General features: G+C 70.0%; 15 protein-coding genes and 2 tRNA genes. 11 read left to right on the plus strand and 6 right to left on the minus strand.

The window, feature by feature from the left end; all coding sequences use genetic code 11:
• Positions 1–282: 282 nt before the first annotated feature.
• Both B9W62_RS25560 and B9W62_RS25565 read right to left on the minus strand, forming a co-directional pair.
• Positions 283–924 (minus strand): superoxide dismutase, encoded by a 642-nt coding sequence (locus B9W62_RS25560; RefSeq protein WP_087809339.1) that lies wholly within the window; start codon positions 922–924, stop codon positions 283–285.
• Positions 925–1,076: 152 nt separating this feature from the next.
• A complete protein-coding gene (locus B9W62_RS25565; protein WP_087809340.1) occupies positions 1,077–2,462 on the minus strand; it encodes an amino acid permease in 1,386 nt (461 codons plus the stop codon).
• Positions 2,463–2,794: 332 nt separating this feature from the next.
• On the opposite strand from B9W62_RS25565, the gene B9W62_RS25570 reads away from it, so the two are divergent.
• A complete protein-coding gene (locus B9W62_RS25570; protein ID WP_059302360.1) occupies positions 2,795–3,379 on the plus strand; it encodes a biotin transporter BioY in 585 nt (194 codons plus the stop codon).
• A gap of 78 nt (positions 3,380–3,457) precedes the next feature.
• Here the strand turns inward: B9W62_RS25570 and B9W62_RS25575 are convergent, their stop codons facing one another.
• Positions 3,458–4,915, minus strand: a complete 1,458-nt coding sequence (locus B9W62_RS25575) for an amino acid permease (RefSeq protein ID WP_087809341.1) — start codon at positions 4,913–4,915, stop codon at positions 3,458–3,460.
• A gap of 208 nt (positions 4,916–5,123) precedes the next feature.
• Between B9W62_RS25575 and B9W62_RS25580 the strand changes: the two genes are divergently transcribed.
• A complete protein-coding gene (locus tag B9W62_RS25580; protein ID WP_087809342.1) occupies positions 5,124–5,609 on the plus strand; it encodes a ribose-5-phosphate isomerase in 486 nt (161 codons plus the stop codon).
• A gap of 465 nt (positions 5,610–6,074) precedes the next feature.
• Positions 6,075–6,929 (plus strand): Fpg/Nei family DNA glycosylase, encoded by an 855-nt coding sequence (locus B9W62_RS25585; RefSeq protein WP_087809343.1) that lies wholly within the window; start codon positions 6,075–6,077, stop codon positions 6,927–6,929.
• A 10-nt stretch (positions 6,930–6,939) separates the two neighbouring features.
• On the opposite strand, the gene B9W62_RS25590 is transcribed toward B9W62_RS25585, so the two are convergent.
• Positions 6,940–8,223: a GNAT family N-acetyltransferase gene (locus B9W62_RS25590; RefSeq protein WP_179235663.1), complete on the minus strand. Its 1,284-nt coding sequence runs from the start codon at positions 8,221–8,223 to the stop codon at positions 6,940–6,942.
• A 162-nt stretch (positions 8,224–8,385) separates the two neighbouring features.
• On the opposite strand from B9W62_RS25590, the gene B9W62_RS25595 reads away from it, so the two are divergent.
• Both B9W62_RS25595 and B9W62_RS25600 read left to right on the plus strand, forming a co-directional pair.
• On the plus strand, positions 8,386–9,573 hold the full coding sequence (locus B9W62_RS25595) for a PP2C family protein-serine/threonine phosphatase (protein ID WP_087809346.1): 1,188 nt from the start codon (positions 8,386–8,388) through the stop codon (positions 9,571–9,573).
• A gap of 23 nt (positions 9,574–9,596) precedes the next feature.
• Entirely contained in the window at positions 9,597–10,091 is a 495-nt protein-coding gene (locus tag B9W62_RS25600) for an HD domain-containing protein (protein ID WP_087809347.1), read from the plus strand.
• A gap of 9 nt (positions 10,092–10,100) precedes the next feature.
• Here the strand turns inward: B9W62_RS25600 and B9W62_RS25605 are convergent, their stop codons facing one another.
• The gene (locus tag B9W62_RS25605; protein ID WP_087809348.1) at positions 10,101–11,267 is read right to left on the minus strand and encodes an acyltransferase family protein; all 1,167 of its coding nucleotides are present in this window, start codon (positions 11,265–11,267) and stop codon (positions 10,101–10,103) included.
• 722 nt (positions 11,268–11,989) lie between these two features.
• Between B9W62_RS25605 and B9W62_RS25610 the strand changes: the two genes are divergently transcribed.
• The gene (locus B9W62_RS25610; protein WP_003976178.1) at positions 11,990–12,184 is read left to right on the plus strand and encodes a hypothetical protein; all 195 of its coding nucleotides are present in this window, start codon (positions 11,990–11,992) and stop codon (positions 12,182–12,184) included.
• Between the two features lie 57 nt (positions 12,185–12,241).
• Here B9W62_RS25610 and B9W62_RS25615 read toward each other — a convergent pair.
• A tRNA-Gly gene (locus tag B9W62_RS25615) sits at positions 12,242–12,312 on the minus strand.
• Between the two features lie 163 nt (positions 12,313–12,475).
• Between B9W62_RS25615 and B9W62_RS25620 the strand changes: the two genes are divergently transcribed.
• The 5 genes from B9W62_RS25620 to clpX all read left to right on the plus strand — a co-directional run bounded on the left by B9W62_RS25620 (position 12,476) and on the right by clpX (position 17,307).
• Positions 12,476–12,552, plus strand: a tRNA-Pro gene (locus tag B9W62_RS25620).
• A 178-nt stretch (positions 12,553–12,730) separates the two neighbouring features.
• Positions 12,731–14,137: a trigger factor gene (gene tig / locus B9W62_RS25625; protein WP_087809349.1), complete on the plus strand. Its 1,407-nt coding sequence runs from the start codon at positions 12,731–12,733 to the stop codon at positions 14,135–14,137.
• A gap of 355 nt (positions 14,138–14,492) precedes the next feature.
• Positions 14,493–15,098, plus strand: coding sequence for an ATP-dependent Clp protease proteolytic subunit (locus B9W62_RS25630; RefSeq protein WP_051005918.1), 606 nt, complete (start codon positions 14,493–14,495; stop codon positions 15,096–15,098).
• 50 nt (positions 15,099–15,148) lie between these two features.
• Positions 15,149–15,829, plus strand: coding sequence for an ATP-dependent Clp protease proteolytic subunit (locus B9W62_RS25635; protein WP_064727874.1), 681 nt, complete (start codon positions 15,149–15,151; stop codon positions 15,827–15,829).
• Positions 15,830–16,020: 191 nt separating this feature from the next.
• Positions 16,021–17,307 (plus strand): ATP-dependent Clp protease ATP-binding subunit ClpX, encoded by a 1,287-nt coding sequence (clpX, locus tag B9W62_RS25640; RefSeq protein WP_003976182.1) that lies wholly within the window; start codon positions 16,021–16,023, stop codon positions 17,305–17,307.
• Positions 17,308–17,365: the final 58 nt, after the last annotated feature.

Raw genomic sequence — 17,365 nt, forward strand, 5'->3', positions numbered from 1 at the left:
GCGACGCGACGTGAAGTTCCGGGCCTGGGCAACCATGTGCTCGAAGCTAGCAAAGCGGCACCGCCCTGCCCAGACGGTGCCCGACGGGCGAGACGGCGAGGACCGCCGAGGGAGACGGCAGGACCGCCGGAGGAGACGGCAAGGACCGCCGGGGGAGACGGTAGGACCGCCGGGAAAACGGAGAGCCCCCGCGAGTCACGTCCTCGCGGGGGCTCTCCTCATGCCGCCTGCCCGGTGAAGGTTGAGAAGACGATCACGAGGCAGGACGATCGGGGCCGGCTCTCAGGGGGCCAGCAGCAGGGTGTTGGTGCGGGACTTGGCGGCCTCGTAGCGCCTGGCCACGTCCTGCCAGTTGACGACGGCCCACATGGCCTCGATGAAGTCGACCTTCTGGTTCTTGTACTGCAAGTAGAAGGCGTGCTCCCAGGCGTCGAAGACCAGGATCGGGGTGGAGCCCTGGCCGACGTTGCCCTGGTGGTCGTAGATCTGCTCGACGATCAGGCGCCCGCTCAGCGGCTCGTAGGCGAGGACGCCCCAGCCCGAGCCCTGGGTGGTCGCGGCGGCCTTGGTGAGCTGGGCCTTGAAACCGGCGAAGGAGCCGAAGGACTCGGCGATCGCGTCGGCGAGGCCACCGACACCGTCGGCGGCCAGGGGCTCGCCGCCGCCGTCGCCGGTCATGTTGTGCCAGTAGATCGAGTGCAGGATGTGGCCGGAGAGGTGGAAGGCCAGGTTCTTCTCCAGGCCGTTGATCGAGCCCCACGTCTCCTTGTCCCGCGCCTCGGCGAGCTGCTCCAGCGTGTCGTTGGCGCCCTTGACGTACGCCGCGTGGTGCTTGTCGTGGTGCAGCTCGATGATCTCGGGACTGATCACGGGAGCCAGCGCGGAGTAGTCGTACGGCAGTTCAGGAAGCGTGTAGACGGACATGGCGGATCCCCTCCGGCCTCTTATTGCAAAAGCCTTGCAACTGCACGCTAGCAGCAAGAGGCTTCGGGAGCATGGAGGGGCGGTCCGACGCAGCCGAAAGGGCCCCCGCACGTGTCCGTGCGGGGGCCCTCGCGAGAAGTCCGGACGCCGGGCTAGCGGCGGGCCGCCCCCCGCCGCTGCCGGGCGTAGCCGACGGCCGCCAGGGCCAGCGTCATCCCGCCCGTCGAGTACAGCTGCACCCGGGTGTCCGGCTCGCGGGCCATCAGCACGAAGACCGCGGCCATGCCCGCCAGCGCCACCCAGGTCAGCCACGGGAAGCCCCACATGCGCACGACCAGCTTCTCGGGCGCCTCCCGCTCCAGGCGGCGCCGCAGCCGCAGCTGCGCGGCGGCGATGAAGATCCAGACGACCAGGATGACCGCGCCGATCATGTTCAGCAGCCAGGAGAAGACGTCGTCCGGCCGCCAGTAGCTGAGCAGGACGCAGCCGAAACCGAAGAGGGAGGAGACCAGCACCGCGATCCTCGGCACCCCGCCCGATACCCGACCGAGCGCCTTCGGGCCCTGGCCGCGCTCGACCAGCGAGTAGCCGATGCGGGAGGCGCCGTAGATGTTGGCGTTCATCGCGCTCAGCAGCGCGACCAGCACGACGACGTTCATGAGCTGCCCGGCGCCGGGAATGCCGAGTTCGTCGAGGGCGGCGACGTACGGGCCCTTCTCCACGACCTCCTCGGAGTCCCACGGGACCAGGGTCACGATGACCGCCATCGAGCCGATGTAGAACAGCGCGATGCGCCACATCGCCGTCCGTACGGCGCTCGCCACGCCCTTGACCGGGTTCTCCGACTCGGCCGCCGCGATGGTCACCGTCTCCAGGCCGCCGTAGGCGAACACCGAGGCGAGCAGGCCGATGATCAGGCCGTTGCCGCCGTGGGGCAGGAAGTCGCCCAGGTGGGAGGTGCCGGGGGAGTCGGTGCCCGGCAGGACGCCGCAGATCGCCAGCACGCCCAGCACCAGGAACAGCGAGATCGCGCCGACCTTGAGGGCGGCGAACCAGAACTCGAACTCGCCGAAGTTCTTCACGGCGGCCAGGTTCGTGCCGCAGAACACCACCATGAACAGCGCCACCCACGCCCACTCGGGCGTGCCCGGCAGCCAGCCGTGCACGATCTGCGCGGCGCCGATGCCCTCCAGGCCGACGGCCGTGCACAGCAGCACCCAGAACGCCCAGCCCGCCGTGAAGCCGGCCCACGGGCCGATCGCCCGCTCGGCATGGGCGGAGAAGGAACCGGAGGACGGATACGCGGCGGACATCTCGCCCAGCATCCGCATCACCAGCATCACGAGGAGACCGGAGAGGGTGTAGGCGACGACGATCGAGGGCCCGGCGGCGGCGATACCGGCGCCCGAGCCGACGAACAGCCCCGCGCCGATCACCCCGCCGAGGGCGATCATCGACAGGTGGCGCTGCTTGAGGCCGTGGGAGAGGGAGGTGTCCACCGGCTGCCGGGGCGCCTCGGTGGTGGTGCTGTTGGACATCGAGCGGCTCGTCCAATGCGTGGGGGGCTTGGGACAGGGCAAAAACGCCCACAGTCTCGGGTCTCGTGCCGCGGGACGACAGCGGCTGCCCACGATACGGACGGACCGGATACGGAACGTGTCCATCCGAATGCAACGTTCCGCTTACTGGTGACGCCCGCCTCACCCCCTCGGTGACCGGTGTCACCCGAGTCCGGGTGTATCCCGCGCCCTTTGTCGGGAGCCCACCAAGCCGACGAGCGGGCCTTTGTCGAGCGCTGCTGGTGATCGGCCCCCGGACGCTGGGATAGCGTCGCGGTGTCCCGACATGTCCACACCACCGCGGAGTCCCCATGAGCACCGCTGCCGTATCCGCCCGCCGCTCCGGGCAGGTCCTCGCCGACCTCATCCCCTCCTCCCGAGTCCGGGACGTCGCGCTCGTGGCGGGCGGCGCCGTACTCACCGGCGTCGCGGCCCAGATCGCGGTGCCCGTGCCCGGCTCCCCGGTGCCGGTGACCGGCCAGACCTTCGCGGCACTGCTCGTCGGCACCACGCTCGGCGCCCGCCGCGGCCTGCTCTCCCTCGCGCTGTACGCCCTGGTCGGCATGGCGGGCATGCCGTGGTTCGCGGAGGGCGGCTCCGGCACCGCCGCCCCCTCCCTCGGCTACGTCTTCGGCATGCTGCTCGCCGTCACCGTCGTGGGCGCGCTGGCCCGCCGCGGCGCCGACCGCTCGGTGCTGCGCACGGCCGGCACGATGCTGCTCGGCGAGGCGATCATCTACGCCGTCGGCGTGCCCTACCTGGCCCTCGCCGCCGACATGTCCCTCACCGCCGCGATCGCGGCCGGCCTCACCCCGTTCCTGATCGGCGACGCGCTCAAGGCCGCGCTGGCGATGGGCGTCCTCCCCACCGCCTGGAAGCTGGTCGACAAGCGGTAGCACACCGCAGGCCCACGAGAGGGGCCCGCCGGAGCGCAGCAGCGATCCGGCGGGCCCCTCTCGTACGTCCCGGGCGGGTCAGTCCTTCTCGGCCACGGCCCCGCCCGCGGCGATCCGGCGCTTGGCGATCCGCTGCTTGACGAAGGCGACGACCAGCACCAGCGCGGCGACGAGCAGCGACAGCAGCACGGTGGTGCGCCCGTCGTGCTCGGTGTCGGTCAGCATGTAGCCCAGCACGAAGACGATCAGAGCGGCGGCGGCCCAGGTCAGATAGGGGAACAGCCACATCCGCACCACCAGCTTCTCCGGCGCCTCGGCCTGGATGATCCGGCGCATCCGCAGCTGCGAGAAGCAGATCACCAGCCACACGAAGAGGGCCACGGCGCCGGAGGAGTTGACCAGGAAGAGGAAGACGGAGTCCGGGAACTCGTAGTTGAAGAAGACGGCGACGAAGCCGAACACCACGGAGACCAGGATCGCCGTCCGCGGCACCCCGCGCCGGGTGGTCCGGGCGAAGGCCCGCGGCGCGTCACCGCGCTCACCGAGCGAGAAGGCCATGCGGGAAGCGGTGTAGAGCCCGGAGTTCAGGCAGGACAGCACGGACGTCAGCACGATGAAGTTCATGATCTGACCGGCGTTCGCGATGCCGAGAGAGTCCAGCGCGGCGACGTACGAGCCCTGGTCGACGATCGACTGCGCGTCCCAGGGCAGCAGCGCGATCACCACGAAGATGGACCCGAGGTAGAAGACGGCGATGCGCCAGATGATGCTGTTGGTCGCCTTGGTGACGGCCCGCTGCGGGTCCTCGGACTCACCGGCGGCGAGGGTGGGGATCTCGCTGCCCATGAAGGAGAACACCACGAGCAGCACACCGGTGAGGATGGCCCCGGCCCCGTTCGGCAGGAACCCGCCGTGTTCCGTCAGGTTCCCCAGCCCGGCCTGCTCGCTGTCCACGCCGGGCAGTACGCCGAAGACGGCCAGCCCGCCGACGACGATGAACGCGGCGATGGCGACGACCTTGATCCCGGCGAACCAGAACTCGAACTCGCCGTAGGAGCCGACGGAGGCGAGGTTGGTGGCGGTCAGCACGACCATCACGATCAGCGCCCACCCCCACTGCGGCACGGCGGGGATCCACCCTTCCAGGATCTTCGCCCCGGCCGTCGCCTCCACGGCCAGCACCACGACCCAGAAGAACCAGTAGAGCCAGCCGATGGAGAACCCGGCCCAGGGCCCGAGCGCCCGGTCGGCATGGGCGGAGAACGACCCGGAGGTCGGATTCGCGGCCGACATCTCCCCGAGCATCCGCATCACCAGCACCACGAGCGTGCCGACGAGGGCGTACGAGAGGAGGATGCCGGGTCCCGCGGTGGCGATCCCGGAGCTGGAGCCCACGAACAGCCCGGCCCCGATGACGCCGCCGATGGCGATCATCGAGAGATGGCGGTTCTTGAGCCCGGCCTGAAGCCCGGACCCGGGTCGGGAGGGGCCCACGGGCTCCTCCTCGGGCTTGGTCAAGGTCGGCTGCGAAGTCATGGGGGGAGGGTTTCCTTTGCGCCGGTCGAGCACTTTCCCGTACGAGCGGTGTACGAGCCGGACCAGTGAAACGGAGGTGAACAGATTCGGGAACCTTTGAATCCGGATCGTTACTTGAGCTTTCCCTGAGCTTCCATAGTTTCACGAGCCTTTCTCATGGCCGCCACCCGAAGCGTCCGCCTCTCGGTCCGCGTGTCACACTCGACGCATGCGCGTGTATCTCGGCTCGGACCATGCGGGCTACGAACTCAAGAACCACCTCGTCGAATGGCTCAAGACGGCGGGGCACGAGCCCGTCGACTGCGGCCCGCACATCTACGACGCCCAGGACGACTACCCGCCCTTCTGCCTGCGCGCCGCCGAGCGCACGGCCGCGGACCCCGACGCCCTCGGCATCGTGATCGGCGGCTCCGGCAACGGCGAGCAGATCGCGGCGAACAAGGTGAAGGGCGTGCGCGCGGCGCTGGCCTGGAGCGAGGAGACGGCGTCGCTGGGCCGCCAGCACAACGACGCCAACGTCGTCGCGGTCGGAGCCCGCATGCACACGCAGGACGAGGCGACGAAGTTCGTCGAGACCTTCCTCGCCACCCCGTTCTCCGGCGACGAACGCCACATCCGCCGCATCGACATGCTCACGTCCTACGAGACGAGGGGCGACCTCCCACCCATCCCGCCCCACCACCCCCAGCAGTAACACCCCCGGCCCACCCCCGCCCCCGGCCTACCACACCGGGGGCACCCCGGCGTGAACTCACCGTGCGGTGAGTGGGCAGTCGTGAACTCACCGAGCGGGAAAGCGGACCGGCGTGAACTCGCCGGGCGGGACTGTGGACCGGCGTGAACTCACCAGGCGGGACAGTGGACCGGCGTGAACTCACCGAGCGGGAAAGCGGACCGGTGAGAACTCGCCAAGCGGGACTGCGCACCAGCGTGAACTCGCCGGACGGTGAAGTCGACCGGCGTGAACTCACCGGGCGGGACTGCGGACCGGCATGAATTCGCCGGGCGGGAAAGCGGGCCCGCAGGGGTGCAGGGGACGGAGTCCCCGCCGGGGTGCGGGGCGGAGCCCCGCGGCGAGTCGAGCCTCTCGGCCCACCGAGTCGGGTGGGCGGGTGGGCAAAGGCGACGAAAAGACCCAAGGCAAGGAAAGGACAGGCCCGTGCCAGAGGGGCACACGATCCACCGGCTGGCCCAGGACTACACCGCCGCCTTCGCCCGGACGGCAGTCCACGTCACCAGCCCCCAGGGCAAGTTCGCCGACTCCGCCGCCCTCCTCGACCGCACCGTCCTGACCACCGCCGACGCCCACGGCAAACACCTCTTCCTGGGCTTCGGCGCAGCCGGGCACGCAGCCGGGCACGCAGCCGAGGACACGACGGAAAGCCCCGCCTGGGTCCACATCCACCTCGGCCTCTTCGGCAAGGTCGCCTTCGGCCCGACCCCCGCGCCCCCGCCCACGGACACCGTCCGCCTCCGCCTCGCGAACGACACCGCGTACGTCGACCTCCGCGGCCCCACCACCTGCGCCCTGATCACGGCCCCGGAGAAGCAGGCGATACACGACCGCCTCGGCCCCGACCCCCTGCGCCCGGACGCCGACCCCGCGGCCGCCTACCGCCGGATCTCCCGCAGCCGCACCACCGTCGCCGCCCTGCTCATGGACCAGAAGGTCATCGCCGGCGTCGGCAACGTCTACCGCGCCGAGGTCCTCTTCCGGCACGGCATCGACCCCTACCGCCCCGGCAAGGACCTCACCCGCGCCGAGTGGGACGCGATCTGGCAGGACCTCACCGCCCTCATGCGCGAGGGCGTGCGGAACAACCGCATCGACACCGTCCGCCCCGAGCACACCCCCGAGGCCATGGGCCGCCCGCCCCGCGTCGACGACCACGGCGGCGAGGTCTACGTCTACCGCCGGGCGAACCAGCCCTGCCACCTCTGCGGCAACCCGGTCCGCACCGCCGACCTCGCCGCCCGCAACCTCTTCTGGTGCCCGACCTGTCAGAAGCGGTAGGAGTCCGCGCTCAGAACCCGTGCGGCAGCCACGGCGCCACGTCCGACCCGAAGCCCACCGACGCCGACGCCAGCGCCCCGGACCGCACCTCGCGCACCCGCCCGGCCGCGCCCAGCGACCCGAGGCTCACACCCCCGAGATACGCCGCCCCCAACTCCCGTACGGACAACGCGAGATCGGCCGCGTCCGACGTACGCTCGCACGACGCCCCCTTCGCGTCGCCGCTCAGCCGCCAACGCCCCGCGTTCCAGGGGCAGAACGCGTCCTCGACCTCGAACACCACGTCCACCGGCGCCTGGTAGGTCCGCGCCGCGAGCGCCGCCCCCACGTCCACCAGCCGTACGTACAACGAGTCCCGCAGCTCCGGCCGGCACCGTCGGACGTCCGACACCTGGTACTGCCACGCCTCGTCGACCGGCCGCCCCCGCACCGCCAGCGTGGAGGTCAGGTCGATGCCGAACAGGAAGCGCCACAGCGCCGCCTCGGTCGCCGGGTCGAGGCCCGCCAGGTCGTCGAGGACCACCCTGCCCTTGGCACCCTCGGACCCCCAGGCCGGCCGTACCCGGAACCGCGCGTACCCGGTGACCTCGCCGTCCCGCCGGGCGAGCACGCACTGCAAGGGCGAGGCGCCGTCCCGCCCGCTCTCCGGGTCCAGCAGCGCCAGCCGCTCCCAGCCGGGCCGCCGGGCCAGCATCCCGGGCCGCCCCGGCACCAGCCGCGCGTACACCGCCTCGCACGCGTCGAGCACGTCCGCGGGCGCCTCGTACCGCAGCCGTACGTCATCCGTGCCGGCCGGCACCGACAGCCGGACCCGGCTCGTGTCGATCTCCGCGTTGAGCGCGAAGGTCGCGGCGCCGTACCCGAACCGGCCGTAGATCGCCGGCTCGGAGGCCGTCAGTACGGCCAGCGGCTCGCCCCAGGCGTGTACGTCGTCCAGCTGCCGCCGCATCATCGAGGTCAGGACGCCCCGGCGCCGGTGGGTGGCGGCGACGCTCACCATCGTCACGCCCGCCGCGGGCACCCGCGTACCGCCCGGCACGGTCATCCGGAAGGCGAAGGCCCCCGCCGTCCCGACGCACGCACCGCCCTCGCCGTCGCCCCCACGCTCCCCTTCCCAGACACCGATCGACCGGTCGACCTGCGTCAGCTCCCGGTACAGGGCCAACTCCTCGGCGGGCTCCGGGACCCCGCTGAAGGCACGGATCAGCGTCCCGTACCAGGTGTCCCACTCGTCGCGCCGCAGAACCCTCGGCTCCGCCGTCACACCGTCGTCATCACTCGTGGACCGTTCCATGCAGCATGCGTACCAGGGCCGCACGAGACGGGCGAGGCAATTTCCGCAGGGTTGCGGCGCGGAAGCCGTTCGTGAAGTTCACTGTGAAGTCCGGCCTCGGACGGGGGACAAGTAGGACCTCCCGTGCCAAGCGGCCGGTTCGATGGATAGGGTCCCGAACTAATGGCAGCAGGACGACAGCGGCGCGCGGAGGCCGAGACGTTCGCGGCCCGGTGGAAGAAGCAGTGGCACCGGGCCCGCGTCGGCATGCGCCGAGCCGCCGTCGACTACTTCCGCGGCGACGGTTCGGACTGGATCGCGCTCGCCGGACTGCTGCTGACGATCCCCGTCATCGCCGCCACCACCATGGCCAACTCCGTGTGGTGTTCGCCCTCCGCGCTCGTCATCCCGATCGTCGCCGGCGGCCTGCTGCTGCGCCCGGCGAGCCTGCTCGGCCTGTACGCCGCGGCGGCCACCGCGCTGATCGTGGAGTCCGTGCAGCTCGGCCCGTACACCGAGGGCCCCTCCCGGGTCACCCCCGGCGTGGTCCTGGTGGTCGCGGCCTGCGGCTTCTTCGGACTCCTCGTCGCGCAGTTCCGCAGCCGGGTGGGCGTGCCCTGGCGGCGCGGCGGCACCATGCTCTTCGACCTGCGCGAACGCATCCGGGTCCAGAGCAAGCTGCCCCAGCTGCCGAAGGGCTGGCACCGCGAGATGGCGCTGCGCCCGGCGGGCGGGCAGTCCTTCTCCGGCGACTTCGTCGTCGCGGCCCGCACCAACGGCGGCCGGACCCTGGAGGTCGTCCTCACCGACGTCTCCGGCAAGGGCATGGACGCGGCCTCGCGCGCCCTGCTGCTGTCGGGGGCCTTCGGCGGACTCCTCGGCAGCCTGCCCCCGCACGCCTTCCTGCCGGCCGCCAACGGCTATCTGCTGCGCCAGGACTGGGACGAGGGCTTCGCCACCTCCATCCACCTCGTCCTGGACCTCGACTCCGGCGACTACGAGCTGTACTCGGCCGGTCATCCGCCGGGCCTCCAGCTCAGCGCGGGCACCGGCCGCTGGGAGGAGAAGTCGGCCGAGGGCCCGCTGCTCGGTGTCTACGACGGTGCGCAGTTCGACCAGGTGAAGGGCTCGCTGCGGCCCGGGGACGTGCTGATGCTGTTCACGGACGGCCTGGTGGAGACCTCCGACCGGGACATCGCCGAGGGCATCGACCGCCTCACCGGTGAGGCCGACCGCTATGTCGCGGGCGGCTTCCACGGCGCGGCCTGGCACCTGATCGAGGCGGTCGCCAAGGACGTCAACGACGACCGGGCGCTGCTGCTGATCTGCCGGGAGGGCCCGACCGCCCAGTCCGCGCCGGCCACGGACTGAGGCCCGCGCCGCATACTGGGCCCATGCCGTCCATGCCGCCCCCGCCGTCCCTGCCCCACGGCTCCGGACCGCCCGCCCCGCCGCTCTCCCTGGCCGAGGTCGAGGCCACCGCCCGCGCCGCCCACGCCGGACAGACCGACAAGGCGGGCCGGCCGTACGCCGAACACCTGCGGGCCGTCGCCGAGGGCGTACGGGTGCGCGGCGGCGACGACGAGCAGATCGCGGCCGCCTGGCTGCACGACGCCGTGGAGGACGACGCGCTGACCGAGGGGTGGCTGGCCGAGGCGCCGCTGAGCCGCCGTACCAAGGACATCGTCCTGGCCCTCACCAAGCGGGCGGGGGAGCCGCCCGAGGCGTACGCCGCGCGGATCCTGGCCACCCCCGGCGCGCGGCTGGTCAAGGAGGCGGACCTGGCGCACAACGCCGACCCCGCGCGGCTGGCCGTCCTCGACGAGGCCACCCGCACACGACTGACCGAGAAGTACACGCGGATGCGCGCACTTCTCGGCCAGAGGTGACCCAGGGTCCTAGACGGACACCTTCTCGCCGCCGGCGTTCGACGCGGCGGGCTCGGTGGACGTCCCGCGTGCCCCGGTACCGGCCGGGTCGCGCTTCTCACGGCCCCGGGCGGCGTCACCGGGATCGCGCTTGAAGGCCCAGTCCATCCTCGGTTCGACCACGTACCGCAGCACCCGCTGGACGGGCTTGGTGCACAGCAGGGTGACGACGGAGGCGCCGAGGACGGTGAGCCCGATCTCACCGAGCGGCGTGTCCAGGAAGGAGTGCTGGAACCAGCCGGTGTAGCTGCCCTCCTTCACCAGGAAGCCGTGCAGCAGGTAGCCGTAGATCGTGCCGGCGCCGAGGGCCGTGAACCACATCCGCCGACCGGGCACCCAGGCGAAGAAGCACGCGGACAGCACCACGGAGCAGCCGAAGAGCGCGAGCGTCAGGACGGGCCCGGACCACCAGGGGGCGCCCGTGTCCTGCATGGCGGCGTTGCGGTAGAACCAGCCGGTCTCCATGCGCGGCACCGACCACCAGCCGATCACCAGCGCCGCCGCGACCACCGGCACGGACCAGATCCGCACCGAGCGGCGCCGCACCAGCTGGAAGTGCTCGGGGCGCAGCACCAGGCCCAGCACGAAGCACGGCAGGAACTGGAGCACCCGCTGCATGTTGAGGTCGTTGCCGACGCTGGGCGTCACGGAGGCGAGCGCGGCGATGCCGAGGGAGATCGGCAGCGGCCAACGGACCGTCTGCCAGATCGGGGTGGTCAGCCGCCAGACGAACAGCGCGCACAGGAACCACAGGAGGTAGGTGGGGTCCAGCAGGCTGAAGTCGCTCTGCGGGTCCTCGCTGACGCGGCGGTGCAGCGTGTAGGCCACCTCGAAGACGAGGTACGGGACGGCGACACCGGTGATCAGCCGTTTGACGCGCTTGGGGCTCAGGTCGAAACTGCGCGAGAAGTAGCCGGAGACGATGATGAACGCCGGCATGTGGAACGTGTACAGGACCCGGTAGAGGGTCTCCACGGTCCGGTTCCCGTCCAGGATCTGTCCCCAGGCGTGGCCCACACCGACCAGCACGATCGCCAGGTACTTGGCGTTGTCGAAGAACGCGTCGCGCTGCCGGCTCGGCGGGGAGGGCGGGGACGGCGACTTCCGGTCGCCGTGAGGTCGCAGCGAGCTAGTCATGCAACCCCCCGCCGGGAACTCGGCGAGTGGTCGCAGGACCTCGCTGCTCTGGTGGGGGACGAGGCAGCGTAGAACATCTGAGGCACCCTAGCGTTCTCCGTGTGATTCCGTAAAACCCTCGACGTCATTCCTGCAATTCGGGTCTTGGGTACGGTGTGAGTACCGTTCGAGTACCCCCGTATTTCGGCAACTCGGCCTCTGCGGACGCGTGACGGCCCCCACACCGCCGCCCGCCGCCGCGGGTCCAAGCTCCTTCCGGAGCGCCCCACTTGTCACGACACATCACGACTAACCGGCGCATAAGTCCGGCGGGCGACTCCGCTGGAATGTCCGCTTCAATGCCCTTACGGGCTTCCTGGGTGATCCTGTGATCTCCCTGTGATGACCCTGTCGACGCATCCTCCGAGGTGCGGCCGGTGCCCTCGTCGATGTCGGTACCGATGTGTCCGCCGCGACAATTCGAAATATCTGCGAACGCGGTGTGTGGACATGGAAACGAAGCACCTCGAATTCCCCGTACGGGTGTTCCGTCGAAATTCCGTACGAGGCGCGGTGGAGGGGTGGGTCCGCGTGCGCGGGGCAGCACACCACCACAGAACCGGCCGGACGATCTGTCACCTGCCGCATGACCGGGCCCGGTTGGTGGCACGATGGTTCTGGCGGGGGTGTGCGGTGCCGCACCTCCGGGCGGGAGCGCGGACCGACCGAGGGTGTGATCAGTTGTGGCCATTTCACTGTCAGTGGTGCTGCTTTTGGGGATCATCCTCGTGGTGCTGCTGCGGGGAGGCTCGATCAAGGCGGGACCGGCGGTCGTCGCGGTCCTCTTCGGCTTCTTCCTGGCCTCGACCGGCATGGCCGACGACATCCAGCGCTTCCTGGACTCGATAGCCGACACCATCAACTCGATCCAGTTCTAGGGCCGCACAAAGGCCTCCGGCCCGATCCCCTGGGGGACCGGGCCGGAGGCCTCTCGGAGCGGGCGACGGGAATCGAACCCGCGTAGCCAGTTTGGAAGACTGGGGCTCTACCATTGAGCTACGCCCGCACGGCTGGCGCCGCAGGTCGGTGACCGCGGCACTGCATGCATCGTAGCGGGTCGTCCCCCCTCGACGCACACCCCTTCCGGTCCGCGCCGGACCGGCACGGACGCTCGGGAAACTCAGCGGTCCCCGGTGCCTGGCGGCATGTACCCTACGTGTCGCACCAGACGGGGTGTGGCGCAGCTTGGTAGCGCGTCCGCTTTGGGAGCGGAAGGCCGTGGGTTCAAATCCCGCCACCCCGACCACCGACCGACCACCGAGTGATCGCCGAGTGATCGCCTTTTGGGCCGTGTAGTCGCTGCCGTTACTATGCAAGCTGCACGCCCGTGTGTCATCAGCGTCTGAAGTCTCCGGGCGGCGAAATTTGCCGGACACTCTGGTTCCGGCAGAACCCAAGAAGTCAGCCACCAAGGAGACCGAACCGTGAAGAGCGCCGTGGAGACCCTGAACCCGACCCGGGTTCGGCTCACTGTCGAGGTGCCCTTCGAGGAGCTCAAGGACAGCCTCGACGCGGCGTACAAGAAGATCAACCAGCAGGTCACGGTGAAGGGCTTCCGCAAGGGCAAGATCCCGGCCCGGGTCATCGACCAGCGGTTCGGCCGCGGTGCGGTGCTGGAGGAGGCGGTCAACGACGCGCTTCCCAAGTTCTACACCGACGCGGTCAACGAGGCCGAGCTGAACCCGCTCGGCCAGCCCGAGGTCGACATCACGGAGCTGAAGGACGGCGAGACGCTGAACTTCACCGCCGAGGTCGACATCCGCCCCTCCATCGAGATCCCGGACTACTCCGGCATCGAGGTCGAGGTCGACGCCGTCGAGGTCACCGACGAGGACGTCGAGAAGTCCGTGGAGCAGCTGCGCGAGCGCTTCGCGTCCACCTCCCCGGTCGAGCGCGCCGCCGAGGACGGCGACGTGCTCACCCTCGACCTCCAGGCCAAGGTCGACGGCGAGGTCCTCGAGGACGGCGTCGCCGACGGCGTCTCCTACACCATCGGCTCCGGCGAGCTGCTGGACGGCATCGACGACGCCGTGAAGGGCCTGGAGGCCGGTGGCGAGGCCACCTTCACCTCCGAGCTCAAGGGCGGCTCGGCGGCCGGCAAGGAGGCCGAGGTCACCGTCAAGGTCAGCCAGGTCGCCGCGCGCGAGCTGCCCGAGCTGGACGACGACTTCGCGCAGCTCGCGTCGGAGTTCGACACGCTGGAGGAGCTTCAGGCCGACAGCCGCAAGCGCCTGGCCAACATGAAGCAGTACGACCAGGCCACGCAGGCCCAGGAGCGCGTCCTGGACAAGCTGCTCGAGCTGGTCGAGGTCCCGGTCCCCGAGAAGCTGCTCGAGGACGAGATCAACACCCGCAAGCACAACCTCGAGCACCACCAGCTCGGCCAGATGGGCCTCGACCTCGAGAAGTACCTCGAGCTCCAGGGCAAGACCGCCGAGGAGTTCGAGACCGAGACCCGCGAGGCCGCGGTCAAGGGCATCAAGACCCAGTTCGTCCTCGACGAGCTGGTCAAGCAGGAGAACCTCAACGTCAGCCAGGAAGAGCTGACCGAGCACCTCATGCGCCGTGCCGCCTCCTCCGGCATGTCCCCCGACCAGTTCGCCCAGGCCGTCGTCGAGCAGGGCCAGGTCCCGCTCCTCGTCGGCGAGGTCGCCCGCGGCAAGGCCCTGGCCGCCGTGGTCGAGAAGGCCACGGTCAAGGACACCAACGGCGAGATCGTCGACCTGGACGACGAGGAGGACGAGGAGACGGAGGCCGCCGAGGCCGACGCCACCGAGGCCGCCGACGCCGAGCAGGCCGACGACAAGGCCGAGGAGAAGACCGAGGGCTGACCCCCCTCGCGTCTCCCCAGACGGACGCAGAACGGGCCCCGGACGACCAGCGCCGGGGCCCGTTCTGGCTAGGGCTGGACGGCCCGCCAAAGGGGCGCGGGGCCGTATCGAGGTGCGGTTCCGCCGGGTGGGCGCGATCAACCACGACGCACCCGCACCCGGGGACGAGCCCGCCCCCGGAGCGCTACGCCCCCGGCGAACACCCGCAGAACCGGGATGGCACCGCAGGGTCACCGCGTTAGGGTCCATGAATACGAGGGCAGGGGAGTCCCGGAAAGCGGCTCCAGCCCCGCAGGGAAACGTGAGACGGCCCGGCGCCGTCGTAAGACGAGCAGGTGGATACGTGACGAATCTGATGCCCTCAGCCGCCGGCGAGCCCTCTATCGGTGGCGGCCTCGGCGACCAGGTCTACAACCGACTGCTCGGCGAGCGGATCATCTTCCTCGGCCAGCCGGTCGACGACGACATCGCCAACAAGATCACCGCACAGCTGCTGCTCCTTGCCGCCGACCCGGACAAGGACATCTTCCTGTACATCAACAGCCCGGGTGGTTCGATCACGGCGGGCATGGCGATCTACGACACCATGCAGTTCATCAAGAACGACGTGGTGACGATCGCGATGGGTCTCGCGGCCTCGATGGGGCAGTTCCTGCTCAGCGCGGGCACCCCCGGCAAGCGCTTCGCGCTGCCGAACGCCGAGATCCTCATCCACCAGCCCTCCGCCGGCCTCGCCGGTTCGGCCTCGGACATCAAGATCCACGCCGAGCGGCTGCTGCACACCAAGAAGCGCATGGCCGAGCTGACCTCGCAGCACACCGGCCAGACGGTCGAGCAGATCACCCGCGACTCGGACCGCGACCGCTGGTTCGACGCGTTCGAGGCCAAGGAGTACGGCCTCATCGACGACGTCATCCCCACGGCCGCCGGCATGCCGGGCGGCGGTGGCACGGGCGCCTGAGCCATCCCCCGCCCCGAGCCGACCGCCTCAGCCCCTTTACAGGAGACACTGTGAACGACTTCCCCGGCAGCGGCCTGTACGACCGCACGCGTGCCGAGTACACCGGCCCGTCCGCCGAGTCCCGCTACGTGATCCCGCGCTTCGTCGAGCGCACCTCGCAGGGTGTGCGCGAGTACGACCCGTACGCGAAGCTCTTCGAGGAGCGGGTGATCTTCCTCGGCGTCCAGATCGACGACGCCTCCGCCAACGACGTCATGGCGCAGCTGCTGTGCCTGGAGTCGATGGACCCCGACCGGGACATCTCGGTCTACATCAACAGCCCCGGCGGCTCCTTCACGGCGCTCACGGCCATCTACGACACGATGCAGTACGTGAAGCCGGACATCCAGACGGTCTGCATGGGCCAGGCGGCCTCCGCCGCGGCCGTCCTGCTGGCCGCCGGCACCCCGGGCAAGCGCATGGCCCTCCCGAACGCCCGCGTGCTGATCCACCAGCCGTACAGCGAGACCGGCCGCGGTCAGGTCTCCGACCTGGAGATCGCCGCCAACGAGATCCTCCGGATGCGCTCGCAGCTGGAGGAGATGCTGGCCAAGCACTCCACCACGCCGGTCGAGAAGATCCGCGAGGACATCGAGCGCGACAAGATCCTCACGGCCGAGGACGCGCTGAGCTACGGCCTGATCGACCAGATCATCACCACCCGGAAGATGGACAACTCCTCTCTCCGCTAGGCGGGAGGCTGTATCGTCTGCCGCTCCTTGGCACGGTTTGACGCGATTCACGTCAAAGGGAACCGTGCCAAGGGGGGCCCGGACGAGGGGCCCGGCAAGGTACCGTCGGACATAAGGCAGCACCAGGAGTCCGCCCGCCGTTGACGTGACGTCGACGTCCGGGAGTCTCCCAGGCGAAGGGGAAGCACACCGTGGCACGCATCGGTGACGGCGGCGATCTGCTCAAGTGCTCGTTCTGCGGGAAGAGCCAGAAGCAGGTCAAGAAGCTCATCGCAGGGCCCGGTGTGTACATCTGCGACGAGTGCATCGATCTCTGCAACGAGATCATCGAGGAAGAGCTGGCCGAGACCAGCGAGGTCCGCTGGGAGGAGCTTCCGAAGCCCCGCGAGATCTACGAGTTCCTCGAGAGCTACGTGGTCGGCCAGGAAGCGGCCAAGAAGGCCCTCTCCGTCGCGGTGTACAACCACTACAAGCGGGTCCAGGCCGGCGAGAACGGCGGCGCCCAAGGCCGCGAGGACGCCATCGAGTTGGCGAAGTCCAACATCCTCCTGCTGGGCCCCACGGGCTCCGGCAAGACCCTCCTCGCCCAGACCCTCGCCCGCATGCTGAACGTGCCCTTCGCGATCGCCGACGCCACGGCGCTCACCGAGGCCGGGTACGTCGGCGAGGACGTCGAGAACATCCTGCTCAAGCTGATCCAGGCCGCGGACTACGACGTCAAGAAGGCCGAGACCGGGATCATCTACATCGACGAGATCGACAAGGTCGCGCGGAAGAGTGAGAACCCCTCCATCACCCGCGACGTGTCGGGCGAGGGCGTCCAGCAGGCCCTGCTGAAGATCCTGGAGGGCACCACCGCCTCCGTCCCGCCGCAGGGCGGCCGCAAGCACCCGCACCAGGAGTTCATCCAGATCGACACGACGAACGTGCTGTTCATCGTGGGCGGTGCCTTCGCGGGCCTGGAGAAGATCATCGAGGGCCGGGCCGGCGCCAAGGGCATCGGATTCGGCGCGCAGATCCGCTCCAAGCGGGAGATCGAGTCCAAGGACCAGTTCGAGCAGGTCATGCCGGAGGACCTGGTCAAGTTCGGCATGATCCCCGAGTTCATCGGCCGACTGCCCGTCATCACCTCCGTCCACAACCTCGACCGCGAGGCGCTCCTCCAGATCCTGGTCGAGCCGCGCAACGCCCTCGTCAAGCAGTACGAGCGCCTCTTCGAACTCGACGGCGTCGAGCTGGACTTCGAGCGCGAGGCCCTGGAGGCCATCGCCGACCAGGCCATCCTCCGCCAGACCGGAGCCCGCGGCCTGCGCGCCATCATGGAGGAGGTCCTCCAGGGCGTGATGTACGAGGTGCCGTCCCGCAAGGACGTGGCCCGCGTCGTCATCACGGCCGACGTGGTCCTCTCCAACGTCAACCCGACGCTGATCCCCCGGGATTCGCGGGGGCGCGGCCCGGGCGAGCAGAAGACGGCGTAGCCGCACCGTACGAACACGTGGAAGGGGCCCGGTCGCTCGACCGGGCCCCTTCCACGTT

Source organism: Streptomyces sp. CS113, assembly GCF_002188365.1.
In the GTDB taxonomy this organism is placed as follows: Bacteria; Actinomycetota; Actinomycetes; order Streptomycetales; family Streptomycetaceae; genus Streptomyces; species Streptomyces tendae.

Coding starts and splice junctions, on each gene's coding strand:
- B9W62_RS25590 (WP_179235663.1), bottom strand. CDS start 8,223: ATGGAACGGTCCACGAGTGATGACGACGGTGTGACGGCGGAGCCGAGG.
- B9W62_RS25595 (WP_087809346.1), top strand. CDS start 8,386: ATGGCAGCAGGACGACAGCGGCGCGCGGAGGCCGAGACGTTCGCGGCC.
- B9W62_RS25560 (WP_087809339.1), bottom strand. CDS start 924: ATGTCCGTCTACACGCTTCCTGAACTGCCGTACGACTACTCCGCGCTG.
- B9W62_RS25570 (WP_059302360.1), top strand. CDS start 2,795: ATGAGCACCGCTGCCGTATCCGCCCGCCGCTCCGGGCAGGTCCTCGCC.
- B9W62_RS25575 (WP_087809341.1), bottom strand. CDS start 4,915: ATGACTTCGCAGCCGACCTTGACCAAGCCCGAGGAGGAGCCCGTGGGC.
- B9W62_RS25600 (WP_087809347.1), top strand. CDS start 9,597: ATGCCGTCCATGCCGCCCCCGCCGTCCCTGCCCCACGGCTCCGGACCG.
- B9W62_RS25580 (WP_087809342.1), top strand. CDS start 5,124: ATGCGCGTGTATCTCGGCTCGGACCATGCGGGCTACGAACTCAAGAAC.
- B9W62_RS25605 (WP_087809348.1), bottom strand. CDS start 11,267: ATGACTAGCTCGCTGCGACCTCACGGCGACCGGAAGTCGCCGTCCCCG.
- B9W62_RS25565 (WP_087809340.1), bottom strand. CDS start 2,462: ATGTCCAACAGCACCACCACCGAGGCGCCCCGGCAGCCGGTGGACACC.
- B9W62_RS25630 (WP_051005918.1), top strand. CDS start 14,493: ATGCCCTCAGCCGCCGGCGAGCCCTCTATCGGTGGCGGCCTCGGCGAC.